Genomic DNA, 26,575 nt, shown 5'->3' on the forward strand with positions numbered 1-26,575 from the left:
CGCTGCGCGAGCATTTGTCGGAGCGCGAGGCGGCGGTGGCCTGGCTGGAGGGCCAGCGCACGTCGCTGCAGGCGGCGCTGGAGGAGCGTGCGGCGGCGGAGCAGGCGCTGCGCGAGCATTTGTCGGAGCGCGAGGCGGCGGTGGCCTGGCTGGAGGGCCAGCGTTCGTCGCTGCAGGCGGCGCTGGAGGAACGCGCGGCGGCGGAGCAGGCGTTGCGCGAGCATCTGTCGGAGCGCGAAGCGGCGGTGGCCTGGCTGGAGGGCCAGCGTTCGTCGCTGCAGGCGGCGCTGGGCACTGAAATGCAGCGGCGAGAATGTCTGGAGGCAGCGCTTGCCACCGAGAAGGAGCGAACCCAGGCTGCTCTTGTCAGGCTGAATTGGCTCGAGTCGTCACGTCCCGTTCGGCTTGCAAGATGGCTTCGGGTTCTGCCTGAAATGGAAGTCAATAATGGAGAAAACAAATGAGACCAAAACTGAGTGCCATCGTTACCTTGCACAATGAGGATGTTCTGGCGCATACCGCCATGAATTCCTACCTGCTTTCTCGCAGGTTTGCACGAGACGAGGGCTTCAGCGTGGAGATGGTGTTCGTTCTGGATAGGGCAGATCCGAAAACGAAGGCCATCGTCATATCCCATCCTCTACTTGATGGTTCGGAGAAATTCGTCGAGGTGGATCATGGCGACCTGGCGCTTGCGAGAAATTCCGGAGTTTTTGCCAGTTCGGGGGAGTACATCTGCACACTGGACGGGGATGATCTGATTTCTCGACGGTATTTCTGCTGCCACCTGATTGAGGCGGAAAGGAACGATCTTCGAACCGTTCTCCACCCGGAGATGGTGGTCAGCTTCGGAATGTACAACGCATTCAACTGGCAGGTCGATCAGGCTGGAGAGTATTTCGATGCCGATTCGCTTCTGACAGTGAATCCATGGATCAGCGCGGCGTTCTCGCACAGGTCAATTTTCGAAGAGATTCCCTACCGTGCCTGTTACCCAAGGGCAACCGGGTTCGGCTTCGAAGACTGGTACTGGAACTGTGAAACGATCGCGAGGGGGCTAGTCCATCGGCTGGCCTGGGGAGCCGTGTACGTTTATCGGCGCAAGTACCATGGGTCGCTCAATGAGGTAAGCCACGGGCTCCACTCGGTGATGCCCCCAACGGCGCTATTCCAATATGGCAGTCTCTGGGCTGCCAGGGGGGAGTGAGCATGTCCGCTGAGTTCATGTCTCGCATGAAGGCGCGTCTTGCCCGTATTCTTAGAGCCGTGGCCAGCCGGCTCGAATATTCGGCTACTCCATCACAGGGAGCGATGGCGTCGCCTAGCGCCTGGGTGCCGCCGTCCATGCCGGAGTGGGTGGTAGATGAGCTGAAGGAATTAGTACGCATCGAGCCAGAACTGCTCCCTGCGGATGACTCCGTCGCTCGGTTCCAGTTCTATTCTGTACCGGTGAATTCTGGGCCTGGGCGAGTGTACCGTAGCCTGATCAACACAGTTGGTGACATAGCGCCCACCCATATTCTCATGGTGCCCTGGCTCAAGGCGGGAGGGGCGGATCGCGGGGCTATTTACCATGTACGTGCCATCGTGGAGTCCATCCCCCAGGCCCGGGTGCTCGTTATTGCCACTGAGGATGCCGATTCGCCGTGGGCGGAAAAGCTGCCCTCATCGGTTCGCTTCGTCGAGTTTGGCAAGCAGGCGCGTGGGCTTGATTTCAGTAAGCAGGTGGCTGTTGCGACGCGTCTGCTCGTACAACTGGCGCCCGCCACCATCCATGTAATCAACTCGAGAGTGGGATGGGAGTGCATCGCCCGCCACGGGCTTGCACTCTCGCAAAATTCCTCTCTGTTTGCCTCGTTGTTCTGCGATGATCATACGAGTCGTATGGTCCCCGTTGGGTATGCGCGCGACTATCTTCGTGTAGCCCTGAAGTGGCTGACGCGAGTATTCACCGACAACAGTGAGGCTCCGAAAGTCTGGGTGCGGGATCTGGGGGTCGATGTTTCGAGGTTCATGGTGCTCCCCTTTCCGTATGACAGGGCCGTCGAGCCTCTGAAGCCACTGGATCCGGAGGCATCGCCTACCCGCATTCTTTGGGCAGGGCGCCTTGACCGGCAGAAACGGCCCGATATTCTAGCGGCAATTGCCGAAGCCATGCCGTCCTGTCATTTTGATGTTTGGGGGGATCGTGTCATGGGGCCGGCAGATCCTGCTATCACGAAGCTGCAGTCGCTTCCGAACGTCACGATGCATGGTGCTTTTTCACGCCTCGAGGACGTGGTGTTGCCAGAGCATTTTGCCTATCTGCACACCACAGCCTGGGAGGGAGTTCCCACGATCCTGTTCGATGTTGCTGCGGCAGGGGTTCCAATTTGTGCCCCCAAGGTGGGGGGGATTCCTGATTTCTGCGATCCAGATGATCTTGTCGATCGCTTTGATGATATCGATGCCTTCAAGACCCGCCTCGAGCAGATCCGCTCCTCCTTCGAGCTTCGCCAGATGCTGAGAAAGAAGCAGTGGGAGCGCCTTGCCTCGACGCGTCGCTGGGATGGTTTCGTAGAGCATCTGCGCGCTGTGGATGGCTATTTCCTGCCTGTCGTTCGGGCGTCGGAGGGGGCAGCATGAAAGTACTTCTGACCGGAGGAAATGGCTTCATTGGCTCCCATGCAGTCGTTGCGCTCCGCAGCATGGGGCACCAGGTAACGGTCCTCGATATTGGGGAGCAGCGCCCGGATCTCGATTGGGATGGAGTCGGGTATGTCAGAGGATCGTTCCTCGACGAGGCAGTGCTCGATGACGTTCTTCCCGGTATGGAGTGTGTCGTACATGCCGCCTCGACGTCTGTCCCGTCCACTTCCATGACGGACCCGGTGCGTGACGTGGAGCAAAACCTTGTAGGGACACTGCGCATCATTCAGGGGATGGTGCGGAGCCGTGTCCCCCGCATCGTCTATCTGTCATCCGGGGGGACGGTCTACGGCGTCAGCGACAGTGATATGGTGGATGAAGGCAAGTCTTGCCAGCCCATTTCGGGCTACGGCATCGTCAAGCTGGCCTGCGAGCACTATCTCCGCGTTTTCTCGAAAGTCCATGGCTTCTCTGCCTTGGCGTTGAGACCCTCAAATCCTTACGGTCCGCGACAGGCGGGATCGGGTGTTCAGGGGCTTGTGGGGACTGTCATTTATCGGCTCCGGCACGGGATGCCGATCGATGTCCGGGGTGACGGATCTGCTGTCAGGGATTACGTGTACGTTACAGATGTGGCGCGCGCGGTTGCGATGGCCGTTAGCTCACCGGCAGAAGGTGCCATGAATATCGGGAGCGGTATTGGTTTGAGTGTCCGGGACGTCATCGAGATGGTGGCGAGCGTGATGGGGGTGCCGGCACGGTTGAACTTCGGTCCTGCCTCGCCAGCTGACGTGCCACGTATCGTCCTTGATTGTGCCAGGGCGAAGGCAGAGCTGGGATGGGTTCCGGAAATGGATTTTGATACTGGCATTCGTGCGACTGTGGCGCACATGGTCCCAACGGTCCCCGCGTGATCGATGTCCGCATGTTCGATGCCTGCATCGTACTCACGGCCCACGCGGAGGGGGTGCTGCTCCAGAAGTCGTGGAATTCCCTGGCGCGTGCGCGCCTGAGAGCGAGGAACCATGGGTTGACGACCCAGGTCATCGTGGTGCTCGATCGTCCCACACCAGAGACAATCCGGGTTTCGGCGAGCCTTCCGGAGATGCTTGATGGGGATAAGGTGATCAGTGTGGACGAGGGTGATGTGGGTGAATCGAGGAATCGAGCCATGTCTCACGCCAACGCAGAATGGATTGGCGTTCTCGATGCCGATGACTACGTCTCTGCCTCATGGATCGCCAGTTCAGTCTTGACGGGGCGAGCCGATCCCCGTCAACCCATCATCCACCCGGAATGGGTGGTTTTCTTTGGCGGTGATGCAATGATCCAGCGGCAGCGTGGCGACGATGACCCGCTTCTCAGGCGCGGCATCTTTCTTGTGGCCAATCCTTGGAATTCCTGCAGCTTTGCCCATCGTGAAATCCGTCTGCGGTTTCCGTACCGCAGGTCCAATGTGGTCGGGAGCGGGTTCGGCCATGAGGACTGGCTCTGGCATTGTGACACCATTGCGGCAGGTTGCGTGCATCGGATTGCTCCGGGTTCACTACACTGTGTCCGATCGAAAACAGATGGCTCGATGAATCAGGACCACAAGCGTCGATTCGCGATCCCCGCGCGCTCCGCTTTCTTTGATATTCCGTGAATTGGAAGTCTGTAGCCCGTCGTATTGCCGGTGCAGTCGATCGCCGTTTGTTGAGTCGGCTCCCTCCTGCGCTTCAGGTGGCACTGAAGCGCTGTGTGCTATCCGTAGTCCGGTGGGTTTTTCCCGGCTCCGTGCCGGCATGGGTTCCGGATGAGTTGCTGGTGCGGCGCCGGGTTGACTTCCCTCCCCGGGATCCTCTCCCGGACTGGGCCATCCGGGAACTGGGAGTCATGGCGAAGGAGGTTGATGCCTCTCTGAACCCCGGCATGCTGTTCCGACGAGGGGTCTCCATTTACCATCCTCCATACCACCGGGCCTATTCCGGAGAGGCTTACTTCAGGATCCGTCAAGCCATAAGCGCCCCAATCGATGCGGTCGTGGTCGTGCCGTGGCTGAAGCCTGGAGGGGCTGACCGGTGGGCGATCGCGTTGACGAGAGTGCTTGCCGTTGATCGTGGGATGCGGGTGCTCGTACTTGCTACGGAGCCTAGTGACTCACCATGGCGAGACAGGCTCCCCAGCGGAGTCCAGTTTCTTGAGATCGGAAGTGAACTGGCTTCGCTTCACTTCGACGGGGATGATGGGATAGAGGTTCTTACGCGTCTTCTCGTTCAGCTTGCGCCGAGCGACATTCATGTCGTTGGCTCGCGACATGGATGGGCGGCGCTAAGGAAGCATGGCCCATCCCTCAAGGCAGTCTCGAAGATCTATGCCTCGCTGTTCTGCGATGAACTGGACGAAGCGGGCATTCCTTCTGGATATGCCGAGTCCTGCCTTGCTGCGTGCAGTCCTTGGATCGATGCGGTTCTGGTAGACAACCGGAATGCCCCTGCCATATGGCAGCGAAGGCATGGGCTCCCTGCATCGTTCTTCATCGTTGCCGATTTTCCTGCTCCGTCACCGTCCAATGGTTCTTGCACATCGCCAAAGGGATCGCGGGTACTTTGGGCTGGCAGGTTTGATCGCCAGAAGCGGCTTGACCTGGTAGCGGAGATTGCCCGGCTCACGCCGGAGCTCCATTGGGATGTCCATGGCGCGCCAATTGTCCCCGGTCATGGAGCATCGGTTTCGATGCTCAAGCAACTTCCGAATGTGACGCTGCATGGTCCATTCGATGCTTTTACTGACATCGTCGACGAGCAGCATGGTTTGTTTGTATACACCTCATCCTGGGACGGGATGCCGACGATCCTGCTCGATGCGGCACGTGCGCAGCTTCCCATCATTGCATCGAATGTGGGCGGGGTTCCCGATTTCCTCGGTCCCGATGCGTTGATTCAGGGGGAGGATGAGGCGATTCAGTTTGCTGCGGCAGCAAGACGCGTGATCTCTGATCCCCTCTTCGCTTCGAGGCTCGTGAGAGAGCAGAACGCGGCTCTCGCGAGGCGGACATGGGAAAGGTTCTCGATGTCGATTCCCTAGTCAGGATCGTACTTTGGGGTCATCTGGTCCGTCATTGATCTTCAGTAGAATGAGTTGCAGGTTTTTGCAAGAAGCCTTCCCCCTTCCGATATCTCTCCCGGTACATCCAGATGATCAGCTCAAGAAAGGTTTATGGCGACGCGGGGTCGGCACTTGCTGATCTCGTTTCCGACGGCCAGACCCTCGCCGTCGGCGGCTTCGGCCTCTGCGGCATTCCCGAGGCCCTGATCGCCGCCCTGCGCGATTCCGGGGTGAAGGACCTCACCGTCATCTCGAACAATGCCGGGGTCGACGGCTTTGGCCTTGGCCAGCTGCTCGCCACGCGGCAGATCCGCAAGATGATTTCGAGCTACGTGGGCGAGAACAAGGAGTTCGAGCGCCAGTACCTCGCCGGCGAGCTCGAGCTCGAGTTCAACCCGCAGGGCACGCTGGCCGAGCGCCTGCGCGCCGGCGGGGCGGGCATCCCGGCCTTCTACACCCGCACCGGCTACGGTACGGTGGTGGCCGAGGGCAAGGAGACGCGCCAGTTCGGCGAGCACTGGTATGTCCTGGAGACGGCCCTGGTTGCCGATGTCTCGCTGGTCAAGGCCTGGAAGGCGGACCGGGCGGGCAACCTGGTGTTCCGCAAGACGGCGCGCAACTTCAACCCGGCTTGCGCCATGGCCGGCAAGGTCTGCGTGGCCGAGGTGGAGGAGCTGGTGGAGATCGGCGAGATCGATCCGGACCAGGTGCACCTGCCGGGCATCTATGTCGATCGCATCGTGCTCAACCCCAATCCCGAAAAGCGCATCGAGCAGCGCACCACCCGCGAAGGAGGCAAGTAAGATGCCCTGGACCCGCGACGAAATGGCCGCGCGCGCCGCCCGCGAGCTTTCCGATGGCGCTTACGTGAACCTCGGCATCGGCCTGCCGACCCTGGTGGCCAATCACATTCCCGAGGGTATGGATGTCTGGTTGCAGAGCGAGAACGGCCTGCTCGGCATCGGCCCTTTCCCCACCGAGGACGAGGTCGATCCCGATCTCATCAATGCCGGCAAGCAGACGGTGACGGCCCGCCCGGGCGCCAGCTTCTTCGGCAGCCACGACAGCTTCGCGATGATCCGCGGTGGCCACATCGACCTTGCCATTCTCGGCGCCATGCAGGTGACCGACAAGGGTGATCTCGCCAACTGGATGGTGCCCGGCAAGATGGTGAAGGGCATGGGCGGGGCGATGGATCTCGTGGCCGGGGTGAAGCGCGTGGTGGTGCTGATGGAGCACACGGCGAAGAACGGCGAGCACAAGATCGTGCCGCGATGCACCCTGCCGCTCACTGGCGTGGGCGTGGTGAACCGCATCATCACCGAACTCGGCGTGTTCGACGTCACTCCGGAGGGCCTGAAGGTGGCCGAGCTGGCGCCGGGCGTGGCCCTGGACGAGGTGAGGGGCCGGACCGGGGTGGCGTTGGTCAGCTAGGCTGGAGCAGCGAGAGCAGGTACTGGCCGTAGCCGTTCTTCGCCAGGGGCCTGGCGAGGGCTTCGAGCTGGGCGGCGTCGATCCAGCCCTTGGTATAGGCGATCTCCTCCGGGCAGGCCACGCGTAGGCCCTGGCGCTGCTCGATGGTCTCGATGAAATTGCCGGCCTGCAGCAGGGACTCGTGGGTGCCGGTATCCAGCCAGGCGTAGCCGCGGCCCATCTTCTCGAGGTGCAGGGAGCCATCCTCGAGGTAGCGGCGGTTGAGGTCGGTGATCTCGAGCTCGCCACGCGGCGAGGGCCTGAGCCCGGCCGCGAACTCCGGGGCCCGGCCATCGTAGAAGTAGAGGCCGGTGACGGCGTAGTTCGATTTCGGCTGCGCTGGCTTTTCCTCGAGGCCGACGACGCGGCCCTGCGCATCGAACTCGGCCACGCCGTAGGCCTTCGCATCCTTCACCCAGTAGCCGAACACGGTGGCGCCGGTGGTGCGGGCGTCGGCCCGCTTCAACAGCTCGGTAAAGCCGCTGCCGTAGAAGATGTTGTCGCCCAGCACGAGGCAGGAGGGCGCGCCATCGAGGAAGTCGCGGCCGAGGATCAGGGCCTGGGCGAGGCCATCGGGGCTGGGCTGCGCCACGTACTCGAAGCGCATGCCCCACTGCGCGCCATCGCCCAGCAGGCCCTGGAACAGCGGCTGCTCGTGCGGAGTGTTGATGACCAGCACCTCGCGGATGCCGGCCAGCATCAGCACCGAGAGCGGGTAGTAGATCATCGGCTTGTCGTATACCGGCAGCAGCTGCTTGCTCACGCCCTTGGTGATCGGGTAGAGCCGGGTGCCGGAACCGCCGGCGAGGATGATGCCCTTGCGCTGGGTCATGGCGCTCTCCTCAGGCCGCCGTGCCGATGCGCTCGAGGCGGTAGCTGCCGTCGAGGATGTTGTTCACCCAGGCCTCGTTGGCGAGATACCAGTCGACGGTACGGGAAAGCCCTTCCTCGAAGCTCACCGTGGGCGCCCAGCCGAGTTCGCGCTTGAGCTTGGAGGCGTCGATGGCGTAACGCCTGTCGTGGCCCGGGCGGTCCTTCACGAAGCTGATCTGCACCCGCCGCGACCGGCCATCGCTGCGCGGGCGGCGCTGGTCGATGGCATCGCAGAGGGCGTGCACCACCTCGAGGTTGCGGCGCTCGGCGTCCCCGCCCACGTTGTAGGTCTCGCCGACGCGGCCACGCGCGAGCACGGCACGGATCGCCGCGCAGTGGTCGCCCACGTAGAGCCAGTCGCGCACATTGCTGCCATCGCCGTACACCGGCAGCGGCTCGCCCTTCACCAGCTTCTGGATCATCAGCGGGATCAGCTTCTCGGGGAACTGGTAGGGCCCGTAGTTGTTCGAGCAGTTGGTCGTCAGCACCGGCAGCCCGTAGGTGTGGTGGAAGGCGCGGACGAGGTGGTCGGAAGCCGCCTTGGAGGCCGAGTAGGGCGAGTTCGGGGCATAGGGCGTCTCTTCGGTGAAATGGCCGGTGTCGCCGAGCGAGCCATAGACCTCGTCGGTGGAGACGTGCAGGAAGCGGAAGGCCGCGGCCTTGTCGGGCGGCAGGCCCTTCCAGTAGTCGCGGGCGGCCTCGAGCAGGGCGAGGGTGCCGACGACATTGGTCTGGATGAAGGCGGCCGGGCCGTCGATCGAACGGTCGACATGGCTCTCGGCGGCGAAGTTGATCACCGCATCGACGCCGTGCTCCGCCAGCAGGTGCGAGACCAAAGCGCGATCGCCGATGCTGCCATGCACGAACACATGCCCGGGATCGCCCTCCAGCGAGGCCAGGGTCTCGCGGTTGCCGGCATAGGTGAGGGCATCGAGGTTCACGATGCGGGCGAGCTTCTTCTGCCGCGCCTCGAGCACGAAGTTGCCGCCGATGAAACCGGCACCGCCGGTGACCAGCCAGGTCTGCATGAGGGACTCCGAAGGATTGATTGGGGGGATGTCGTGCGCGGCGATGGCCGCCGAACACACAGGGTGCGAAGGATAGCGGGTCAGACAGAAGGAGACAGAGTTTTCTGCCACCGCCACGCATCGGTACACATGGCATCGAGGCCGCGGCGGGCCTTCCAGCCCAGCAGGCGCTCGGCCAGGGCCGGGTCGGCCCAGCATTCGGCCACGTCGCCGGGGCGGCGCGGGGCGATGCGGTGGGGGATGGGGCGGCCCACGGCGCGGCCAAAGGCTTCGATCACCTCGAGCACGGAATAGCCGGTGCCGGTGCCGAGATTGACCGTGATCTCGCGGGCCTCGCCATCGCGCAGGGCCCGCAGGGCCGCGACATGGGCCTGGGCAAGATCGACGACGTGGATGTAGTCGCGCACGCCGGTGCCGTCGCGGGTGGGGTAGTCGTTGCCGAAGACCTGGATGGCCTCGCGCAGGCCGGCGGCGGTCTGGGCCACGAAGGGCACCAGGTTGTTCGGCACGCCGCGCGGCAGTTCGCCGATCAGCCCGCTCTCGTGGGCGCCGGCGGGGTTGAAGTAGCGCAGGATGGCGGCTTTCAGCGTGCTGCCGGGCGCGGCCAGGAGGTCGCGGATCACGTGCTCCATCACCAGCTTGGTCTGGCCATAGGGATTGGTGGCGCCGAGCGGGGCGTCCTCGCGGATGGGGCAGCGCTCGGGCACGCCATAGACGGTGGCCGAGCTGCTGAACACGAGGTGCGGGCAGCCGTGGTCCTGCATGGCCTGAAGAAGGGCGAGGGTGCCGCCGACATTGTTGCGGTGGTAGCGCAGCGGCTGCTGCACGCTCTCGCCCACGGCCTTGAGGGCGGCGAAGTGGATCACTGCCCCGGGTCGCACTTCGGCGAAACAGGCCTGTAGTGCGGCCTCATCGAGCAGGTCGAGCTCGGTATGCGGGATCCCGCGCCCGCACAGGGTGGCGAGGCGTTCGAGGATCCAGCGCTCGCTGTTGCAGAAGTTGTCGACGATGTGGACGTCGAAGCCGGCGGCGACGAGTTCCACCACGGTATGCGAGCCGATGTAACCGGCGCCGCCGGTGACCAGCACCTTCATGCCTCACTCCTTGCACGGGGCCGCGGCGGGGGCCACGGCCCGGGGGGAGCCCCGCCACTCCGTGGCGGGGCAAGAGGGCGTCAGCCCAGGGCCTTCTCGAGTTCCGGAACGATCTGGAACAGGTCGCCCACGAGGCCGATGTCGGCGATCTCGAAGATCGGCGCGTCTGCATCCTTGTTGATGGCGACGATGGTGCCGGCATCCTTGATGCCGGTGAGGTGCTGGATGGCGCCGGAGATGCCGATGGCGATGTAGAGCTCGGGGGCGATGATCTTGCCGGTCTGGCCCACCTGCATGTCGTTCGGCACGTAGCCGGCATCCACTGCCGCGCGCGAGGCGCCGACCGCGGCGCCGAGCTTGTCGGCGAGCCGATAGATGAGCTCGAAGTTCTCGGCCGAGCCCACGCCGCGACCACCGGAGACCACCTTCCCGGCGCTCTGCAGGTCCGGGCGGTCGCTCTTGCCGGTGGAAAGACCTCGGAAGCGGGTATGCGTGGGCAGGGCGACATCGAGGCTCGCTGCCTCGATCGGCGCGTTGCCACCGTTGCCGGCAGCCGGCCAGGAGGCCGGTCGTACGGTGGCCACCACGGTGCGGTCGGCGGGCGCGGTGACCGAGATGATGGCGTTGCCGGCATAGATCGGGCGCTTGAAGGCATGCGGGCCGTCCACGGCCATCAGATCGGAGACCTGGGCCACGCCGAGCAGGGCGGCCACGCAGGGGGCGAGGTCGCGGCCGAAGGTGGTGGAGGGCAGCAGCACATGGCTGTAGCCGGCCGCGAGCGCGGCAACCTGCGGGGCCAGCACGGCGGCCAGGGCATGCGCGTTCTCGGCGCGGGCCACGGTGATCACCTTGGCCACGCCGGCGATCCTGGCGGCTTGGGCGGCAACATTGGCCGGGTCGGCGGCCAGCACGGCGATGTGGATCTCGCCACCGATCCGGGTGGCGGCAGTGACGCAGCGGGCGGTGGCGGGGTTCAGCGTGCCGTCGAGGTGTTCGGCGACGATCAGGATCTTGCTCATGTCATGTGCTCCGTCGTCCCGGCTCAGGCCAGGCCCTTGGCTTTCAGCAGCGCCACCAGTTCGGCGACGTCCTTCACCATCACGCCCTTCGTGCGCTTCGGCGGCGGAGCGTAGTGGGTGGTGGTGAGGAAATCGCCCGGCTCGACGCCGAGCTCGGCGAGCGGCAGCGTCTCCAGCGGCTTCGTTTTGGCCTTCATGATGTCCGGCAGCTTGATGAAGCGTGGCTCGTTGAGGCGCAGGTCGGTGGTGATCACGGCCGGCAGGTCGACCTCGAGGGTCTCGAGGCCGGCATCGACTTCACGGGTGACGGTGGCGATCTCGCCGGTCACTTCGACCTTCGAGGCGAAGGTGGCCTGCGGGCGGCCCCAGAGCGTGGCCAGCATCTGGCCGGTCTGGCTGGAATCGTCGTCGATGGCCTGCTTGCCGAGGATCACCAGGCCCGGCTGCTCCCGCTCCACCAGCTTCAGCAGGGTGCGGGCGGCGGTGAGCGGCTGAACGGCGGTGTCGGTGACCACGTGGATGGCGCGGTTGGCGCCCATGGCGAGGCCGTTGCGCAGGTGGGCCTGGGCGTCGGCCGGGGCGATGGTGGCGACGATCACCTCCGAGGCGATGCCCTTCTCTCGCAGGCGCAGGGCCTCCTCGAGGGCGATGTCGTCGAAGGGGTTGGGTGAGAGCTTGACGCCCTCGGTGACGACGCCGGAACCGTCCGGCTTGACCTGGATGCGGACGTTGTAGTCCACCACCCGCTTGTAGGCGACGAGGATCTTCATGGGGTCGTATCGATGGGGAAGGGCGGCCGCGGGCTGCGGCGGGCCCCCGATTCTAACGGCTGGGTCGCGTGCGGTCGTGGGGATGGGGTCGAGGGCGGTGTCGCCGGGGCGCGGCGATGTGCCGGCCGGGCCGTCTTGCGCTCTGACCATTTTTTTGGTCAGATGGCGATATGAGCACGCTCACCCTCAATCTTGCCGAGGCCAAGGCCCGCCTTTCGGAGCTGACCGAGCGCGTGGCGCATGGCGACGAGGTGGTCATCACCCGGCACGGCAAGCCGGTGGCGCGCATCCAGCAGGTCCGCGACAAGGCCCGTCGCCTCGACGTCGCCGCCTTCCGGCGCGCCACCGCGCAACAGGCCGAGCAGGCACCGGCCGCGGACTTCATCCGCGAGCTGCGCGACGGCGCACGCTACTGACCGCCCGATGGTCTACATCGACACCAGTGTCTGGGTGGCGGCCCTGTGCCGCGAGCCGTTCACGCCCACGGCGCAGGCATGGCTGGAAAAGCAGACGCCCGGCGTGCTGAACGTCAGCGGCTGGGTGCAGGCGGAGTTCGCCGGCGCCCTGTCCTTGAAGCAGCGCACCGGCCAGCTCGATGCGGCGCAGGCCGCGGAGGTCATGACCCTGTTCAGCGCAAGCCTCGAACAGGCCTGCCGCCGCGTCAGCGTGGAGGAGGCCGATTTCGCGCTCGCCGCACGCCTGGCGGCCGACCCCGCCAGTGGCCTGCGGGCCGGCGATGCCCTGCATCTCGCGATGGCCGCCCGCGAGGGCCTCGCCCTCGTCACCCTCGATTCGACCCTCGCGAAGGCCGCCGTCCGCTTCGGCGTGCAGGCGCGACTGCTCCAGGAAGAACTCGCATGATCGTCCCGGTGATCCTCAGCGGCGGCAGCGGCACCCGCCTGTGGCCGCTCTCGCGGCAGAACCTGCCCAAGCAGTTCCTCGCCCTCGGCGGTGCCGACACCCTGTTCCAGCAGACCGTGAAGCGGGCGGCTTTGGTGCCTGGCGCCACGGCGCCGCTGGTGGTGGCGAGCGACGACCATCGCTTCCTCGCCGGCGAGCAGCTGCAGGCCCTCGGCGTGACGCCGCGGGCCATCGTGCTGGAGCCGCTGGCCCGCAACACCGCCCCGGCCATCGCGCTGGCCGCGTTGCAGGTCGCTGAACGCGACCCCGAGGCCCTGCTGCTGGTGCTGCCGGCCGACCACCGCATTGGTGCCCCGGAGCGCTGGGTGGCGGCGGTGCAGCAGGCCCGCGCGACAGCGGAGGCGGGTGCGCTGGTGACCTTCGGCATCGCGCCCACCGAGGCGCATACCGGCTATGGCTACATCCGTTGCGGTACGGCGCTGGCCGAGGGCGTGTTCGCCGTCGAGCGCTTCGTGGAGAAGCCGGATGCCGCCACGGCCCGGGCCTACCTCGCCGATGGCCGCTACGTGTGGAATGCCGGCATCTTCCTGTTCCGCGCCGACCGCTATCTCGAGGAGCTGGCCGAACACGCGCCGGCCATGCTGGCCGCGGCCCGCACGGCCATGGCACAGGCCAGGGCCGACCTCGACTTCATCCGTATCGACCGCGAGGCCTTCGCCGCCTCGCCCTCCGATTCCATCGACTATGCGGTGATGGAGAAGACCCGCCGCGCCGCCGTGGTGCCGGTGGACTGTGACTGGAACGATATCGGTTCATGGAGTGCGCTCTGGGCCATCGGTCCGCAGGATGCCGCCGGCAATGTCATCAGCGGCGATGTGCTGGTGCGCGACACCCGCGACTGCCTGCTGCATGCCGTGGGCGACCACCTGATCGCCACCGTGGGCGTGCGTGATCTCGTCATCGTCGATACTCCGGACGCCACGCTCGTGGCGCACCGCGACCGGGTGCAGGAGGTGAAGGCCATCGTCGATGCCCTCAAGGCCGCCGGCCGCAGCGAGCACGTGAACCACCGGCAGGTGTACCGCCCCTGGGGGCATTACGACAGCGTGGACCGTGGCGAGCACTTCCAGGTCAAGCGCATCGTGGTCAAGCCGGGGGCTTCCCTGAGCCTGCAGAAGCATGCCCATCGCGCCGAGCACTGGATCGTGGTCGACGGCGTGGCCGAAGTGACCTGCGACGGCCGCGTGTTCCGCCTCGAGAAGAACCAGAGCACCTACATCCCGAAGGGCAGCGTGCACCGGCTGAAGAATCCCGGCACCGAGCCGCTCGCCCTGATCGAGGTGCAGAGCGGTGATTACCTCGGCGAGGACGACATCGTCCGCCTGGATGACGTGTATGGCCGGCATGCGTGAGGCGGGGCCGAGGCGGCCGGCACGGCCTGCCGCGGCAGGAGTGCGCCTGTGGCGCTGAGCCATCTCGACCGGCTGGAGGCCGAGGCCATCCACGTGATCCGCGAGGTGGCGGCGCAGTTCCGCAATCCCGTGCTGCTCTACTCGATCGGCAAGGACAGCACCACCCTGCTGCACCTGCTGGTGAAGGCCTTCGCCCCGGCCCGCCCGCCGATTCCGCTGCTGCACATCGACAGCACCTTCGAGTTCGCCGAGGCCTATGCCTTCCGCGATGCCGTGCCGGCGAAGCATGGCGTGGAACTGCGGGTGCACGTGAACGAGGAGGGGCGAAGGGCCGGCATCGATCCCTTCGTGCACGGGGTGACGGTGCATACCGAGGTGATGCGCACGCAGGCATTGCGGCAGGCCCTGGCTGCCGGCGGCTACGACTGCGCCATCGGCGGGGCGCGCCGCGACGAGGAGGCCTCGCGGGCCAAGGAGCGCATCTTCAGCTTCCGCAACGCCGCTCTGCGCTGGGAGCCCAAGGCCCAGCGGCCGGAACTCTGGAGCCAGTACAACGGCCGTATTCACCCCGGCGAGAGCGTGCGCGCCTTCCCGCTCTCGAACTGGACCGAGATGGACGTGTGGCGTTACATCGAGCGCGAAGGCATCGAGCTGCCGCCGCTGTATTTCGCGAAGGATCGCCCGGTCGTCGAGCGCGACGGCGTGCTGCTGATGCGCGATGACGATCGCATGCCGCTGCGCGAGGGCGAGCGGACCGTGCTGCGCCGGGTGCGTTTCCGCACGCTCGGCTGCTGGCCCTTCACCGGCGGCATCGAATCGGAGGCCGATACGGTGGCGAAGATCATCGCCGAGCTGGAGCAGACCCGGCGCTCGGAGCGCCAGGGCCGGGTGATCGACCACGTGCCCGGCGATTCGATGGAGAAGAAGAAGCGGGAGGGCTACTTCTGAGTCCGGCCCTGCCCCGGCAGATCGCCTGGTACGGCCTGTTCGGGCTGGTCCAGGTGGGGGTGGACGGCCTGGTCTTCCTGGCCCTCGGCCTTGCCGGCCTGGCGGCGTTTCCGGCCAATTTGCTGGCGCGCGCGAGCGGAGCGATGGCCGGCTTCCTGCTGAATGGCCGGGTCACCTTCGCCCATCCCGCGCGGCCGTCCCTCGCCGGTCGGCCGCTGCGGCGTTTCGCCCTGGTCTGGAGCGGTCTCACCCTGGCCAGCACCCTGGCCGTGGCGGTCCTCGATGCCCGCTTCGGCCTGTGGCCGGCCGTGGCCGCCAAGCCCTTCATCGACGCCGTGCTCGCCGTGCTGCAGTTCACTGCGTCCCGATACTGGATCTACCGATGAGCCCGGAACCCGGACACCTTCGTTTCATCACCTGCGGCAGCGTGGACGATGGCAAGAGCACCCTGCTCGGCCGCCTGCTCTACGACAGCGGGGCCCTGCACGAGGACCAGCTCGCCGCCCTGGCGCGCGACTCGGCACGCTTCGGCACGCAGGGCGGCGCACTGGATTTCGCCCTGCTCCTCGACGGTCTCGAAGCCGAGCGCGAGCAGGGCATCACCATCGATGTCGCCTACCGCTACTTTGGCACCGCGCGGCGACGGTTCATCGTGGCCGACTGCCCGGGCCACGAGCAGTACACCCGCAACATGGCCACCGGGGCCTCCACGGCCGATGCCGCAGTGCTGCTGGTGGACGTGCGCAAGGGCCTGCTGCCGCAGACCCGCCGGCACAGCTGGATCTGTGCCCTGTTCGGCGTGCAGACGCTGCTGCTGGCGGTGAACAAGATGGACCTCGTGGGCTGGGACGAGGCCCGCTTCCGTGCCATCGAGGCCGAGTACCGGGCACTGGCCGCGACCCTCGGTCTGCCGCGGGTCGGCGCGCTGCCGGTATCGGCCCTCGAGGGCGGCAATGTCTGCCGTCCGGCCGGGTGCGCCTGGTATACCGGGCCCACCCTGCTCGAATGGCTGGAAACCCTGCCCCTGCCGGCCCCCGCGGCCACGGCGCCGGCACGCCTGCCAGTGCAGCTGGTGCTGCGCCCCGACCAGGATTTCCGGGGCTATGCCGGCACCCTGGCGGAGGGCTGCCTGGCGCCGGGGGATGCGGTGCAGATCCAGCCCTCCGGGCAGCAGGCGCGCATCGCCCGCCTGTGGGTGGCGGGCCGCCCGGCCGAACGCGCCGAGGCCGGGCAGGCGGTGCTCGTCACCCTGGACGAGGAGCGCGACGTCTCGCGCGGCGACCTCTTCTCGGCGGCCGGTTCGCCCCTGCCGCTCAGCGACCAGTTCGCCGCCCAGCTCCTGTGGATGGACGAGACGCCGCTGCTGCCGGGCCGGGCCTACTGGCTGCGCATCGGCACCCGCGAGGTGCCGGCCACCGTCACCGAGATCAGCCACCGGATCGACATCAACACCCAGGCCCACGAGCCCGCAAGGCAGCTGGCGATGAACGAGGTCGGGCTGGTGAAGCTGAGCCTGGCCGCGCCAGTGCCGCTCGCGCCCTATGCCGAATCGCGCGCGCTCGGCGGCTTCATCCTCGTCGATCGCCTCAGCCATGCCACCGCCGCGGCCGGCGTGGTGCGCCATGGCCTGCGCCGGGGCGAGAACGTGCACTGGCAGCACTTCAGCGTGGACAAGGCCGTGCGGGCGGCGCAGAAAGGGCAGGCGCCGCGCTGCCTGTGGTTCACCGGCCTGCCGGGGGCCGGCAAGTCGACCATCGCCAACCTGGTCGAGCGCGGGCTGGTGGCCCGCGGGCGCCATACCTACCTGCTCGATGGTGACAATGTGCGCCACGGCCTCAACCGCGATCTTGGCTTCACCGAGGCCGACCGCGTGGAGAACCTGCGCCGGGTGGCCGAGGTGGCGAAGCTGATGGTGGATGCCGGGCTGGTGGTGATCGTGAGCTTCATCGCGCCCTATGCCCGCGAGCGCGAGATGGCGCGCAGCCTGTTCGCGCCGGGCGAGTTCCTCGAGGTCTTCGTCGATACCCCGCCCGAGGTCTGCGAGGCCCGCGATCCCAAGGGCCTGTATGCCAAGGCGCGGGCGGGGAAGATTCCGAACTTCACCGGGGTGAACGCGCCCTACGAGCGCCCCGAGGCGCCGGACCTGCGCCTCGACACCACGCGGGACACGCCGGAGGCGCTGGCGCAGGCGGTGATCGAGCGCCTCGAGGGCGCGGCCTAGAACACCTTGCCGGCGTTGAAGATCCCGCGGGGGTCCAGGGCCTGTTTCAGCGCCCGGAGGGTGGCGATCGTGTAGGGATCGGCATGGCGCAGGAAGGCGGCGCGCTTGGCCAGGCCGATGCCGTGCTCGCCGGAGAGTGCGCCACCGAGTTCGAGGCAGAGCGCGAACAGTGGTTCGAGCGCGGCCTCCAACGCCTCGCCTTCCAACTCACCCGCGTGCAGCAGGTTGACGTGCAGGTTGCCGTCGCCGAGGTGGCCGTAGCTCACTGCCGGCAGGCCGCTTTCGGCGAGGCGGGCGAAGAACTCGGGCAGGCGTGCGCGTGGCACCACCACGTCCTCGCTCACCTTGTTCGGGAAGCGCTGCTTGAGGTGCACGCTGGTGAGGCGGCGCAGCGCCCAGAGCGCCTCGCGCTGCGGGCCGGTGGTGGCTACCTCGGCGTTCGCGGCGGCCTCGCCGAGGGCTTCCAGCAGATGCTCGACGAAGCCGGCATGGCTGCAGCCGGCATCATCGAATTCGAGCAGTACCAGGGCTTCGCCCGGCAGGCGGCGGGCGTCCTCCGGGCCGTGGGCGCGCAGGTCGGCGAGCACGGCGGCGTCCCAGAACTCCATGGCCGAGGGCAGCAGGCCGGCGGCCGAGAGCCGCGCCGGCAGCCCCGGCAGCAGGGCCATGTCGGGCAGGGGCAGCAGCACGGTGAGGAACTCGCGCGGGCGCGGCAGCAGGCCCACGCCGGCGCCGAGGATCAGGCCGAACACGCCCTCGCTGCCGACGAGCAGCTGGGCGAGGCTGGGGCCGGTGTTCTGCTTCACCGAGTCGATGCCGAAGCGGTGGATTTCGCCGTCGGCCATCAGGGCGTCCACCCAGCGTACCCAGCGCCGGGTCATGCCGTACTTGCAGGCGTTCGGGCCGCCGGCATTGGTGGCCAGCGTGCCGCCGAAGCTGCACAGCGGCCAGGAGTTCGGGTCGGGGGGATACCACAGGCCCACGGCATCGGCCGCCTCGCGCACCCGGGCCAGCGGGGCGCTGGCCGGGGCGGAGAGGCTCAGGTTCTCCGGCGAGACCGCGATCGTGCCCGGCCAGTCGGAGAGATCGACCACCACGCTGCCCGGCGTGGGCACGCAGCCGCCGGCCTTGCCGCTGCCGGCGCCGCGCGGCACCAGGGTGAAGCCCTCCTCGCCGGCGCGGCGCACCAGTGCGCGCAGGGCGGCCGGGCTGCGCGGGCGCACCACGGCCCTTGGCAGCGGGCCGCGCACATGCGATTCGTCGCGGGTGTATTCCCCGGGAATGTCCGGGGCGCGCAGCACGCGGGTCTCGGGCAGGGCATCGAGCCAGTCCATGCCGCCAGTCTACGGCCGGCGGCGGCCGTGGCGTGCCCAGCCTCAGCCGGCGTTGCGCCGGGCCTGCTTGCGGGCGTACATGGCGGCGTCGGCGCGGGCGATGAGGGCATCCACGTCCGCTTCCCCGGGCAGGCTGGAGACCACCCCGACGCTGGCGCCGGGGTAATCCAGCACCACACCGCCGAGGTCGAAGCGGCCCTGGCTGGCGGCTTCCAGGCGCTCCTCGAGGTGCAGCTCGGCGGCGCCATGGTCGGCCGGGGTGTCGAACAGCACCACGAACTCGTCGCCGCCGTAGCGGGCCACCACGTCGCCCTGGCGCAGCACGCCGGCAAGGCGGCCGGCCATGGCCTTGAGGAAGCGGTCGCCGGCCGCGTGGCCGTGCTGGTCGTTGATGCGCTTGAAGCCGTCGAGGTCGACGAAGCCGAGGTGCAGGCGCCGGCCCTGCGCGTTGGCGTGCTGCAGCCGGCTGGCGAGGAGCTCGCGCACGGCGCGGCGGTTGGGCAGGCCGGTGAGGGCATCGGTGGCGGCATGGGCGGCCAGTTCCTCGTTGGCGGCCTGCAGGCGCGAGAGCAGGGCCTCGCGCTCGATCTGCTGGGCGATCAGGCGGGCGAACAGTTCCAGCACCTTGCGGGCCTCGGCATCCACCGCCCGGCGCCGGCTGCTGGCCGCGCACAGGGTGCCGAGCAGCTCGCCGTCCGCTGCCCGGACCGGCGTGGTGACATAGCTGGTGATGCCAAGGGCGCGGGCGGCGTCCGAGTCGCCCCAGCGTTCCGGAACGTCGTCCACGGCGCAGCTGCCGCCCTCGAGGGCGCGGCGGCAGAGGGTGTCTTCCCAGGGCACCTCGATGCCTTCCGGGATCTGCAGCTCGCCGGCATTGCGGGCGAAGCGCACCCGCTGCCGGCCCTGCGCGAGGTCGATGGTGGTGAGGTAGGTCGATTCCAGCCCGGTGATGCTCTCCAGCAGTTCCAGCAGCGGGCGGGTCAGGGATTCGAGTCCATTCGAGCGGGTGACGGAATCGGCCAGCCGGGCCAGCAGGTCGGACATAGGGCATCCCGCGGAGGCGTTGTCCTCATGCTGCCGCCAAAGTGTGCGCGGCGCCACCGTTTCACGGGGAGGGCTTCAGGCGCCAGCCAGCGGTCCTTGCCCGGACAGCACCCGGAGCACCGCGGCTTCCTCCACGTCCTCGGCCACGAAGGCCTGGCCGATGCCGCGCCAGAGGATCAGCCGCAGGCGCCCGGAGAGATTCTTCTTGTCGAGCCGCATGCGGGCGAGCAGGGCTTCCGGGGCGAGGCCCGGGGGCAGGGCGGTGGGCAGGCCGAGGGCCTGCAGCGCCGCGGCGAGCCGCTCGGCATCGGCGTCCGGGGCGTGGCCCCGCCGGGCCGAGAGCCGCGCCGCCAGCACCATGCCCACGGCCACCGCCTCGCCATGCACCAGGCCACCGAAGCCCTGCTCGGCCTCGATGGCATGGCCGAAGGTATGGCCGAGGTTGAGCAGCATGCGTTCGCCGGTTTCCGTCTCGTCGCGGGCCACGATGGCGGCCTTGTGCGCGCAGCTCCGGGCGATCGCCTCGGCGAGAGCAGTGGGCTCGCGGGCCCGCAGGGCGGCGGCCTTCGCCTCCACCCAGGCGAAGAAGGCGGCATCGCCCAGCGCGCCGTACTTCAGCACCTCCGCCAGCCCGGCGCAGAGTTCGCGCTCCGGCAGGGTGGCCAGGGTGTCGGTGTCGGCGATCACGGCCGAGGGCTGGTGGAAGGCGCCGACGAGGTTCTTGCCCTCGGGCAGGTCGACGGCGGTCTTGCCGCCCACCGAGGAATCCACCATCGCCAGCAGGGTGGTGGGCAGCTGCACGAAGCGCACGCCGCGCATCCAGCAGGCGGCGGCGAAGCCGGCAAGATCGCCCACCACCCCGCCGCCCAGCGCGACGAGGCAGGCATCGCGGCTGGCCCCGAGCCGGGCGAGGGCAGACAGCAGCTCGCCGAAGCGGGCGAGGGTCTTCTCCTGCTCGCCGGGCGGCAGCACCACGCTGGCCACCTGCTTTCCGGCCCCGGCGAAGGCGGCCTCGACCCGGGCGAGGTAATGCGGAGCCACGTTGGCATCGCTGACGATCAGCACATGACGGCCGGGCGCCTGGGCGGCGAGCAGCGCCTGGTCGCCGAGCAGGCCAGGGCCGATGTGGATCGGGTAGCGGCGCGGGCCCAGTTCCACCTCGAGCCGGTGCAGGGCGGACGGCGGCATGCTCATGCCGCCCTCGCGTGCTGCCAGCCCTCGCGCAGCAGCGGCACCAGCCGCTCGCAGGCCTGGGCGGGGGCAAGGCCGCTGGTGTCGAAGCGCAGATCGGCCACCTCGGCATAGAGCGGGGCGCGCTCCTCCGCGAGTCGCCGCAGCACTGCCTCGCGGTCGGGGCGCTGCAGCAGGGGCCGGGCGTGGTCGTTGGCGAGGCGCTTCAGCTGTTCTTCCACCGAGACCGCGAGGTGAAGCACGAAGGCGCCCTCGCGCATCCGCCGGCGGTTGGCCTCGGCCAGCACCGCGCCGCCGCCGGTGGCGATGAGCCGGTTCTCGCCTGCGAGCTCCTGCGCCAGCTGCCGCGCCTCGCGCTCGCGGAAGCCGGCCTCGCCCTCGCGCTCGAAGAGCTCCGCTACCCGCGCGCCAGCGGCCGCCTCGATGGCCTGGTCGAGATCGACGAAGACAAGGCCGAAGCGCTCCGCCAGCCGCCGGCCGATGGAGGTCTTTCCGGCCCCCATGGGGCCGACGAGCACGAGGTTCACCGCAGGATTCATGGGCGAACGGTAGCATCGCCCCATGCCTGCCTTGAACGACTCCCGCCCGACGCTGCTCGTGGCCGGCGCCGGCGATACCGGCTCGCGCCTCGCCGCCGCCGCCTCGCGGGCCGGCTGGGAGGTGCTGGCCCTGCGCCGCCGCGCCACGGACCCGGGGGCGGGCATCCGCGCCTTGCGCGCCGACCTCGCCACCGGCGAGGGGCTTGCCGCGGTGCCAGGGCAGCTCGCAGCCCTGGTGTTCTGCGCCGCCCCCGACGAGCGCAGCGAGGCCGCCTACCGCGCCCTGTACCGCGACGGCCTCTGCCGCCTGCTCGACCGCGCCGACATCGGTCGCGCGCTGTTCGTCAGCAGCACCGCGGTCTACGCCGAGGACGCGGGCGGCTGGGTGGACGAGGACACGCCGGCGGACGCCACCGCCTTCAACGCCCGCGTGCTGCGCGAGGCCGAGCGCGAGCTCGAGGCCCACCCCGACGCCGCGGCCTTCCGCGCCTCCGGCATCTACGGGCCCGGCCGCGAGCGGATGTGGCAGCGCGCGCGCCGCGAGGCCCCCGGCGAACGGCGCTGGACCAACCGCATCCATGTCGAGGATGTCGCCGGGGCGCTCCTGCATCTGCTGGAGGCGCCGCGCATCGCCCGCGTGTACTGCGGCAGCGACGACGCGCCCGCGCTGGAGCATGAAGTGGTCGATGGCCTGCGCGCGCGGCTCGGCCTGCCGGCGCTCGGCGCGGCGGCCGGCCCGGAGAGCGGCAAGCGCGTCTCCAACGCCCGCCTGCGCGGCACCGGCTGGGCCCCCCGTTTCCCCAGCTGGCGCGAGGGCTACGCCACGCCGCCGGACTGAGCGCGCGTCGCGCCGCCCGGTGTTGACGCCTGCCACCCGTCCGTGGGTATCGTCGGCCGGCCCGCAGGACCGCGGGCGCTTTCAAGGGGATTTCCAAGCATGATCATTCGTCGCATCGGCGTGCTGTCCGCCGGCAAGGTGCTGGGCGCGCTCTACGCCGGCCTCGGCCTCATCATCGGCCTGTTCTTCTCGCTGTTCGCCCTGCTCGGCGCGGCGGCCGCCCTCGGCGGCAACCAGGGCGGCGGGTTCGCCGGCATGCTCTTCGGCGTCGGCTCCGTCATCGCCTTCCCGCTGTTCTACGGCGTGCTCGGCTTCATCGGCGGGGTCATCAGCGCCTTTCTCTACAACCTTGTGGCCGGCATCGTCGGCGGCATCGAGATCGAAGTGCAGTGAGGCACCTGCCGGGGCCGCGCGGCGCGGCCCCGGCGAAGGCCCTCAGGGGTAGAGCATCCGCTTCGTCCAGCGGCCCTCGATGCGGGCGTAGCGCTGGCGCTCGTGCAGGCGGAACTTCGCGCCGTACCAGAATTCGATCATCTCCGGCACCACGCGGAAACCCGACCAGTGCGGCGGCCGCGGCACCGGTCCGCCCTCGAACTTCGCGCTGAACTCGGCGATGCGCCGCTCGAGGGTCTCGCGCGAATCGAGCGTCTGCGACTGCAGCGAGGCCCAGGCGCCGATCTGGCTCTCGCGCGGGCGGCTGGCGAAATAGGCATCGGCCTCGGCGGCTGTCACCGGCTCCACCGTGCCTTCCACCTTCACCTGCACCTGCTCGCGCAGGGTCTTCCACAGGAACAGCAGCGCGGCCTGCGGATTGGCGGCGAGCTGCCGGCCCTTGCGTGAGTCGAAGTTGGTGTAGAACACGAAGCCCTGCTCGTCCACGTGCTTCAGCAGCACCGTGCGCGCGGAGGGGCGGCCCCGGGCATCGGCGGTGGCCACGGTCATGGCCGTGGGCTCCGGGTCGCCGGCGGCCGTGGCCTCGGCCAGCAGGGTGCGGAAGGTGGCGATGGCCTCGGCCAGCAGCGGGTCGGGGGCAGCGGTGTCGGTGGGGTGTTCGCTCACGTCGGGGGCACTCGGGCTCGGGGCGGGACGCGCTATTCTCGCCGCCCCCGCGCCCCGGGCGCATGATCCCGCTCAAGACCGTCCGATGGCCGTGCTAAAACCTCGGGGAACCGGTTATCCCGCCGGGTTCGTGGCGGCAGTGCTGGCGCGCGCCCTGGCCCTGCCGGGGCCGTGCCGGGTGTTCGGCCTCACCGGATTGCAGGGCACGGGAAAGTCCACGCTCGCCGCGCAGGTGGCGGCTCTGGCCAGCGAGCGCGGCCTGCGGGCGGTGGTGCTGTCGATCGACGATGTCTACCTCGACCAGCCGGAGCGCCAGCGTCTCGGCCGCGAGGTGCATCCCCTGCTCGCCACCCGCGGGGCGCCCGGCTCGCACGACATCGCGCTGGGCCTCGCCACCCTCGATGCCCTGCGCGAGGGCCGGGCGCGGCTGCCGGCCTTCGACAAGCTCGCCGACCGCCGCCTGCCCGAGTCGGCCTGGGAGCGGGTGCAGGGCGTGCCCGATCTCGTGCTGTTCGAGGGCTGGTTCCACAAGGTGCCGCCGCAGGCCGAGGCCGAGCTCGCCCGGCCGCTCAATGCGCTGGAGCGCGAGGAGGACCCCGAGGGCATCTGGCGGCGCTGGTGCAATGCCGCCCTTCCGGCCTATGCCCCGCTGTGGGCGCGGCTCGACCATCTGCTCTTCCTGCGCGGGCCGGGCTTCGAGGTGGTGCCAGACTGGCGCTGGCAGCAGGAGCAGACCCTGGCCGCGGCCAATCCGGGACGCCGCGCCATGAGCCGCAGCGAGGTGGAGCGCTTCGTGCAGTTCTTCGAGCGGGTCTCGCGGCAGGCCCTGGCCACCCTGCCCGGCATCGCCGACGAGACCATCGCGCTCGACGCCGGGCGGCGCGTGCTCGGCTGAACCCGTCGGCCGCGCCCGGCCTCCGGGCCTTCAGCCCAGCGCCGCCCGCCCCGCGCTGGCGAGCAGGTCCACCATCCGCCCGGCCTCCGCGGCGCGGGCGTTGCTGGCATTGCCCTGTTCGGCGCGCCGGGCCACGCCCTGCGCGATGGCAGCGAGGCGAAAGTAGCTGAAGGCGAGCACGAAGCCCCAGTCCTGCGGAAGCGCCTGCCCGGTGCGCGCGGCGTAGCGCTCCAGCAGTTCGGCTTCCGAGGGGATGCCGAGCGCGGCGCGGTCGAGACCGGCCAGACCCGGCAGGGCGGGGTTGCGCGGCAGGCGCAGGGCCATGGCGAGATAGCCGAGGTCGGCTAGCGGGTGGCCGAGGGTGGCGAGTTCCCAGTCCATCACCGCCAGCACCTGCGGGCCGTCCTTCGCCCACATCAGGTTGTCGAGGCGGAAGTCGCCATGCACCAGGGCCACGCGGCCATCGTCGGCCGGGCAGCGCGCCGGAAGCTCGGCGATCAGCGCGTCCATGGCCGGGATGTCGCGGGTACGGCTCTGCGCGTACTGCTCGCTCCAGCGGGCGATCTGGCGGGCGAAGTAGTTGCCGGGCTTACCGAAATCGACCAGCCCCGTGGCCTCCAGGTCGACGCAGTGGATGGCGGCGAGCGTGTCGATGAGCGCGTGGTAATGCGCGCTGCGCTGTTCGGGGGTGTGCCTGGGCAGCGATGGGTCCCACTCGACGCGGCCGTCGACGAAGGCCATCACGTAGAACATCGAGCCGATCACCGCAGCGTCGTGGCACAGCCAGAGCGGCCGCGCCACCGGCACCCGGCCCTGCAGGGCCGTGAGCACGCGGTACTCGCGGTCCACGGCATGGGCCGAAGCGAGCAGGGCACCCGGCGGCTTGCGGCGCAGCACATAGGTGCCGGAGGCGGCATCGAGACGGTAGGTGGGGTTGCTCTGGCCGCCCTCGAACTTCGTGGCCCTGAGCGGCCCTCGGAAGCCGGGCAGGTGGGCCTCCAGCGCCGCGGCGAGCACGGCCTCGTCCAGCGCGAAGCACTCGCCGCTCATGCGCCGGGGCCCTTCAGCATGCCCTTGGCCAGCGCGGCGAGGTGCACCTCGTCCGGGCCGTCGGCCAGGCGCAGGCAGCGCGCGCCGGTGTAGGCCGCCGAGAGGAAGGGGTCGGCGAGGCCGGCGGCGCCATGCACCTGGATGGCGCGGTCGATGACGGCGCAGGCCATGCGCGGGGCCACGATCTTGATCATGCCGATGGCGTCCTTCGCGCCCTTGTTGCCCTTGGCGTCGAGCTGGGCGGCGGCGTCGAGCGTGAGCAGGCGGGCCTGCTCGATCTCGCAGCGCGAGAGCGCGATGGCCTCCTGCACTATGCCCTGCGTGCCCAGCGGTTTTCCGAAGGCGATGCGGTGCTGCGCCCGCGCCACCATCATCTCCAGCGCCCGCTGCGCCATGCCGATCAGGCGCATGCAGTGGTGGATGCGGCCGGGGCCGAGGCGGGCCTGCGCCAGCGCAAAGCCCTGGCCTTCGCCGCCGACGAGGTTCTCCACGGGCACGCGCACGTTGCGGAACTCGAGCTCGACATGGCCACCCGGCGCATCGTCGAAGCCGAAGGCCTGCAGCGGCCGCACCACGCCCAGGCCCGGGCTGTCCATCGGCACCAGCACCATGGCATGGCGTGCGTGCGGCCCGGCCTCCGGCGTGGTGACGCCCATGACGATGAGAACCCGGCAGCGCGGGTCGCCGGCGCCGGTGATCCACCACTTGCGGCCATCGAGCACGTAGTGATCGCCCTCGCGGCGGATCGAAAGGGCAATGTTGGTGGCATCGGATGAGGCCACCTCCGGCTCGGTCATGGCGAAGGCCGAGCGGATCTCGCCGCGCAGCAGCGGTTCCAGCCAGCGCGCCTTCTGCTCCGGGGTGCCGAAGTGCGCCAGCAGCTCCATATTGCCGGTGTCCGGCGCATTGCAGTTGAACACCTCGCTGGCCCAGGGCACGCGGCCCATGCGCTCGGCCAGCGGCGCGTAGTCGAGGTTGGAGAGGCCGGCGCCGTGCGTGGTATCGGGCAGGAACAGGTTCCACAGGCCCGCGGCCTTCGCCTCCGCCTTCAGGGCTTCGATGCGCGGGCAGACCGTCCAGCGCGTGGCCGGATCCTGCTGCCAGGCCTGCACTTCGGCTTCGGCCGGCAGCACGCGTTCGGCCATGAAGGCGGCGAGCTGCGCGTCGAGCGCGCGGGCGCGGTCGGAAAAGGGAAACAGCGGGCTCATCGG

Annotated in this window: 29 protein-coding genes; 17 read left to right on the forward strand and 12 right to left on the reverse strand. The window is 68.7% G+C overall.

What is annotated here, in order from left to right; all coding sequences use genetic code 11:
* The 8 genes from G408_RS15420 to G408_RS0107285 form a co-directional block, all read left to right on the forward strand.
* Positions 1-464 (forward strand): hypothetical protein (locus G408_RS15420; protein ID WP_211226656.1); only part of this gene is annotated, 464 nt, incomplete at its 5' end.
* A complete protein-coding gene (locus G408_RS0107260) occupies positions 461-1,207 on the forward strand; it encodes a glycosyltransferase family 2 protein (RefSeq protein WP_028770554.1) in 747 nt (248 codons plus the stop codon). The genes G408_RS15420 and G408_RS0107260, both read left to right, overlap by 4 nt.
* Positions 1,208-1,209: 2 nt before the next feature.
* Positions 1,210-2,625, forward strand: coding sequence for a glycosyltransferase family protein (locus G408_RS15305; protein ID WP_156890091.1), 1,416 nt, complete (start codon positions 1,210-1,212; stop codon positions 2,623-2,625).
* Positions 2,622-3,542 carry an NAD-dependent epimerase/dehydratase family protein gene (locus G408_RS0107270; protein ID WP_028770556.1) on the forward strand — a complete coding sequence of 307 codons (921 nt, stop codon included), beginning with the start codon at positions 2,622-2,624 and terminating at the stop codon, positions 3,540-3,542. Before G408_RS15305 ends, G408_RS0107270 begins: the two co-directional genes overlap by 4 nt.
* Positions 3,539-4,273: a glycosyltransferase family A protein gene (locus tag G408_RS15080; protein WP_156890092.1), complete on the forward strand. Its 735-nt coding sequence runs from the start codon at positions 3,539-3,541 to the stop codon at positions 4,271-4,273. The genes G408_RS0107270 and G408_RS15080 overlap by 4 nt, the downstream gene beginning before the upstream one ends.
* A 230-nt stretch (positions 4,274-4,503) precedes the next feature.
* Positions 4,504-5,694, forward strand: coding sequence for a glycosyltransferase family 4 protein (locus tag G408_RS15085; RefSeq protein ID WP_084628123.1), 1,191 nt, complete (start codon positions 4,504-4,506; stop codon positions 5,692-5,694).
* A 110-nt stretch (positions 5,695-5,804) separates the two neighbouring features.
* Positions 5,805-6,518, forward strand: a complete 714-nt coding sequence (locus tag G408_RS0107280; protein WP_037412735.1) for a CoA transferase subunit A — start codon at positions 5,805-5,807, stop codon at positions 6,516-6,518.
* Between the two features lies 1 nt (position 6,519).
* Complete coding sequence (locus G408_RS0107285) at positions 6,520-7,149, forward strand: CoA transferase subunit B (RefSeq protein ID WP_028770559.1); 630 nt, start codon at positions 6,520-6,522, stop codon at positions 7,147-7,149.
* Here the strand turns inward: G408_RS0107285 and rfbA are convergent.
* From rfbA to G408_RS0107310, 5 genes are all read right to left on the reverse strand, one after another.
* On the reverse strand, positions 7,142-8,020 hold the full coding sequence (gene rfbA, locus G408_RS0107290; RefSeq protein WP_028770560.1) for a glucose-1-phosphate thymidylyltransferase RfbA: 879 nt from the start codon (positions 8,018-8,020) through the stop codon (positions 7,142-7,144). The genes G408_RS0107285 and rfbA overlap by 8 nt on opposite strands.
* 10 nt (positions 8,021-8,030) lie before the next feature.
* Positions 8,031-9,089 carry a dTDP-glucose 4,6-dehydratase gene (rfbB, locus tag G408_RS0107295; RefSeq protein ID WP_028770561.1) on the reverse strand — a complete coding sequence of 353 codons (1,059 nt, stop codon included), beginning with the start codon at positions 9,087-9,089 and terminating at the stop codon, positions 8,031-8,033.
* 80 nt (positions 9,090-9,169) lie between these two features.
* Positions 9,170-10,183, reverse strand: coding sequence for a UDP-glucose 4-epimerase GalE (gene galE / locus G408_RS0107300; protein WP_028770562.1), 1,014 nt, complete (start codon positions 10,181-10,183; stop codon positions 9,170-9,172).
* 80 nt (positions 10,184-10,263) lie between these two features.
* On the reverse strand, positions 10,264-11,202 hold the full coding sequence (locus G408_RS0107305; RefSeq protein ID WP_028770563.1) for an electron transfer flavoprotein subunit alpha/FixB family protein: 939 nt from the start codon (positions 11,200-11,202) through the stop codon (positions 10,264-10,266).
* Between the two features lie 23 nt (positions 11,203-11,225).
* Positions 11,226-11,972 carry an electron transfer flavoprotein subunit beta/FixA family protein gene (locus G408_RS0107310; RefSeq protein WP_028770564.1) on the reverse strand — a complete coding sequence of 249 codons (747 nt, stop codon included), beginning with the start codon at positions 11,970-11,972 and terminating at the stop codon, positions 11,226-11,228.
* Between the two features lie 170 nt (positions 11,973-12,142).
* On the opposite strand from G408_RS0107310, the gene G408_RS0107315 reads away from it, so the two are divergent.
* Genes G408_RS0107315 through cysC form a run of 6 tightly spaced genes read left to right on the forward strand, consistent with a single transcriptional unit; the run spans position 12,143 to position 17,414 of the window.
* On the forward strand, positions 12,143-12,388 hold the full coding sequence (locus tag G408_RS0107315; RefSeq protein ID WP_028770565.1) for a type II toxin-antitoxin system Phd/YefM family antitoxin: 246 nt from the start codon (positions 12,143-12,145) through the stop codon (positions 12,386-12,388).
* 7 nt (positions 12,389-12,395) lie between these two features.
* Positions 12,396-12,833 (forward strand): type II toxin-antitoxin system VapC family toxin, encoded by a 438-nt coding sequence (locus G408_RS0107320; protein WP_028770566.1) that lies wholly within the window; start codon positions 12,396-12,398, stop codon positions 12,831-12,833.
* Positions 12,830-14,245: a mannose-1-phosphate guanylyltransferase/mannose-6-phosphate isomerase gene (locus G408_RS0107325; RefSeq protein ID WP_028770567.1), complete on the forward strand. Its 1,416-nt coding sequence runs from the start codon at positions 12,830-12,832 to the stop codon at positions 14,243-14,245. The genes G408_RS0107320 and G408_RS0107325 overlap by 4 nt, the downstream gene beginning before the upstream one ends.
* Positions 14,246-14,293: 48 nt before the next feature.
* Positions 14,294-15,193, forward strand: coding sequence for a sulfate adenylyltransferase subunit CysD (gene cysD / locus G408_RS0107330; protein WP_028770568.1), 900 nt, complete (start codon positions 14,294-14,296; stop codon positions 15,191-15,193).
* A gap of 35 nt (positions 15,194-15,228) precedes the next feature.
* Positions 15,229-15,579, forward strand: coding sequence for a GtrA family protein (locus tag G408_RS0107335; protein ID WP_281168686.1), 351 nt, complete (start codon positions 15,229-15,231; stop codon positions 15,577-15,579).
* Entirely contained in the window at positions 15,576-17,414 is a 1,839-nt protein-coding gene (gene cysC, locus G408_RS0107340; RefSeq protein ID WP_037412737.1) for an adenylyl-sulfate kinase, read from the forward strand. The genes G408_RS0107335 and cysC overlap by 4 nt, the downstream gene beginning before the upstream one ends.
* Here cysC and G408_RS13670 read toward each other — a convergent pair.
* The 4 genes from G408_RS13670 to G408_RS0107360 all read right to left on the reverse strand — a co-directional run bounded on the left by G408_RS13670 (position 17,411) and on the right by G408_RS0107360 (position 21,522).
* Positions 17,411-18,748 (reverse strand): FAD-binding oxidoreductase, encoded by a 1,338-nt coding sequence (locus G408_RS13670; protein ID WP_051282744.1) that lies wholly within the window; start codon positions 18,746-18,748, stop codon positions 17,411-17,413. The genes cysC and G408_RS13670 overlap by 4 nt on opposite strands.
* 42 nt (positions 18,749-18,790) lie before the next feature.
* On the reverse strand, positions 18,791-19,792 hold the full coding sequence (locus G408_RS0107350; protein ID WP_028770571.1) for a GGDEF domain-containing protein: 1,002 nt from the start codon (positions 19,790-19,792) through the stop codon (positions 18,791-18,793).
* A gap of 75 nt (positions 19,793-19,867) precedes the next feature.
* Positions 19,868-20,986, reverse strand: a complete 1,119-nt coding sequence (aroB, locus tag G408_RS0107355) for a 3-dehydroquinate synthase (RefSeq protein ID WP_028770572.1) — start codon at positions 20,984-20,986, stop codon at positions 19,868-19,870.
* Entirely contained in the window at positions 20,983-21,522 is a 540-nt protein-coding gene (locus tag G408_RS0107360) for a shikimate kinase (RefSeq protein ID WP_028770573.1), read from the reverse strand. Before G408_RS0107360 ends, aroB begins: the two co-directional genes overlap by 4 nt.
* Positions 21,523-21,544: 22 nt before the next feature.
* Between G408_RS0107360 and G408_RS0107365 the strand changes: the two genes are divergently transcribed.
* The gene (locus tag G408_RS0107365) at positions 21,545-22,360 is read left to right on the forward strand and encodes an NAD-dependent epimerase/dehydratase family protein (protein WP_028770574.1); all 816 of its coding nucleotides are present in this window, start codon (positions 21,545-21,547) and stop codon (positions 22,358-22,360) included.
* Between the two features lie 99 nt (positions 22,361-22,459).
* Entirely contained in the window at positions 22,460-22,753 is a 294-nt protein-coding gene (locus G408_RS0107370; protein ID WP_028770575.1) for a hypothetical protein, read from the forward strand.
* A gap of 42 nt (positions 22,754-22,795) precedes the next feature.
* Here G408_RS0107370 and pdxH read toward each other — a convergent pair whose 3' ends face one another.
* On the reverse strand, positions 22,796-23,380 hold the full coding sequence (pdxH, locus tag G408_RS0107375; protein ID WP_028770576.1) for a pyridoxamine 5'-phosphate oxidase: 585 nt from the start codon (positions 23,378-23,380) through the stop codon (positions 22,796-22,798).
* Between the two features lie 124 nt (positions 23,381-23,504).
* Here pdxH and G408_RS0107380 point away from each other — a divergent pair, with 124 nt between their 5' ends.
* Positions 23,505-24,314: a kinase gene (locus G408_RS0107380; RefSeq protein WP_028770577.1), complete on the forward strand. Its 810-nt coding sequence runs from the start codon at positions 23,505-23,507 to the stop codon at positions 24,312-24,314.
* Between the two features lie 30 nt (positions 24,315-24,344).
* Here the strand turns inward: G408_RS0107380 and G408_RS0107385 are convergent, their stop codons facing one another.
* Together G408_RS0107385 and G408_RS0107390 are read right to left on the reverse strand one after the other, a co-directional pair.
* Positions 24,345-25,364, reverse strand: coding sequence for a phosphotransferase family protein (locus G408_RS0107385; RefSeq protein ID WP_028770578.1), 1,020 nt, complete (start codon positions 25,362-25,364; stop codon positions 24,345-24,347).
* Positions 25,361-26,572, reverse strand: a complete 1,212-nt coding sequence (locus G408_RS0107390; protein WP_028770579.1) for an acyl-CoA dehydrogenase family protein — start codon at positions 26,570-26,572, stop codon at positions 25,361-25,363. Before G408_RS0107390 ends, G408_RS0107385 begins: the two co-directional genes overlap by 4 nt.
* Between the last annotated feature and the right edge of the window lie 3 nt (positions 26,573-26,575).

The organism is Silanimonas lenta DSM 16282 (genome assembly GCF_000429065.1).
Classification (GTDB): Bacteria; Pseudomonadota; Gammaproteobacteria; order Xanthomonadales; family Xanthomonadaceae; genus Silanimonas; species Silanimonas lenta.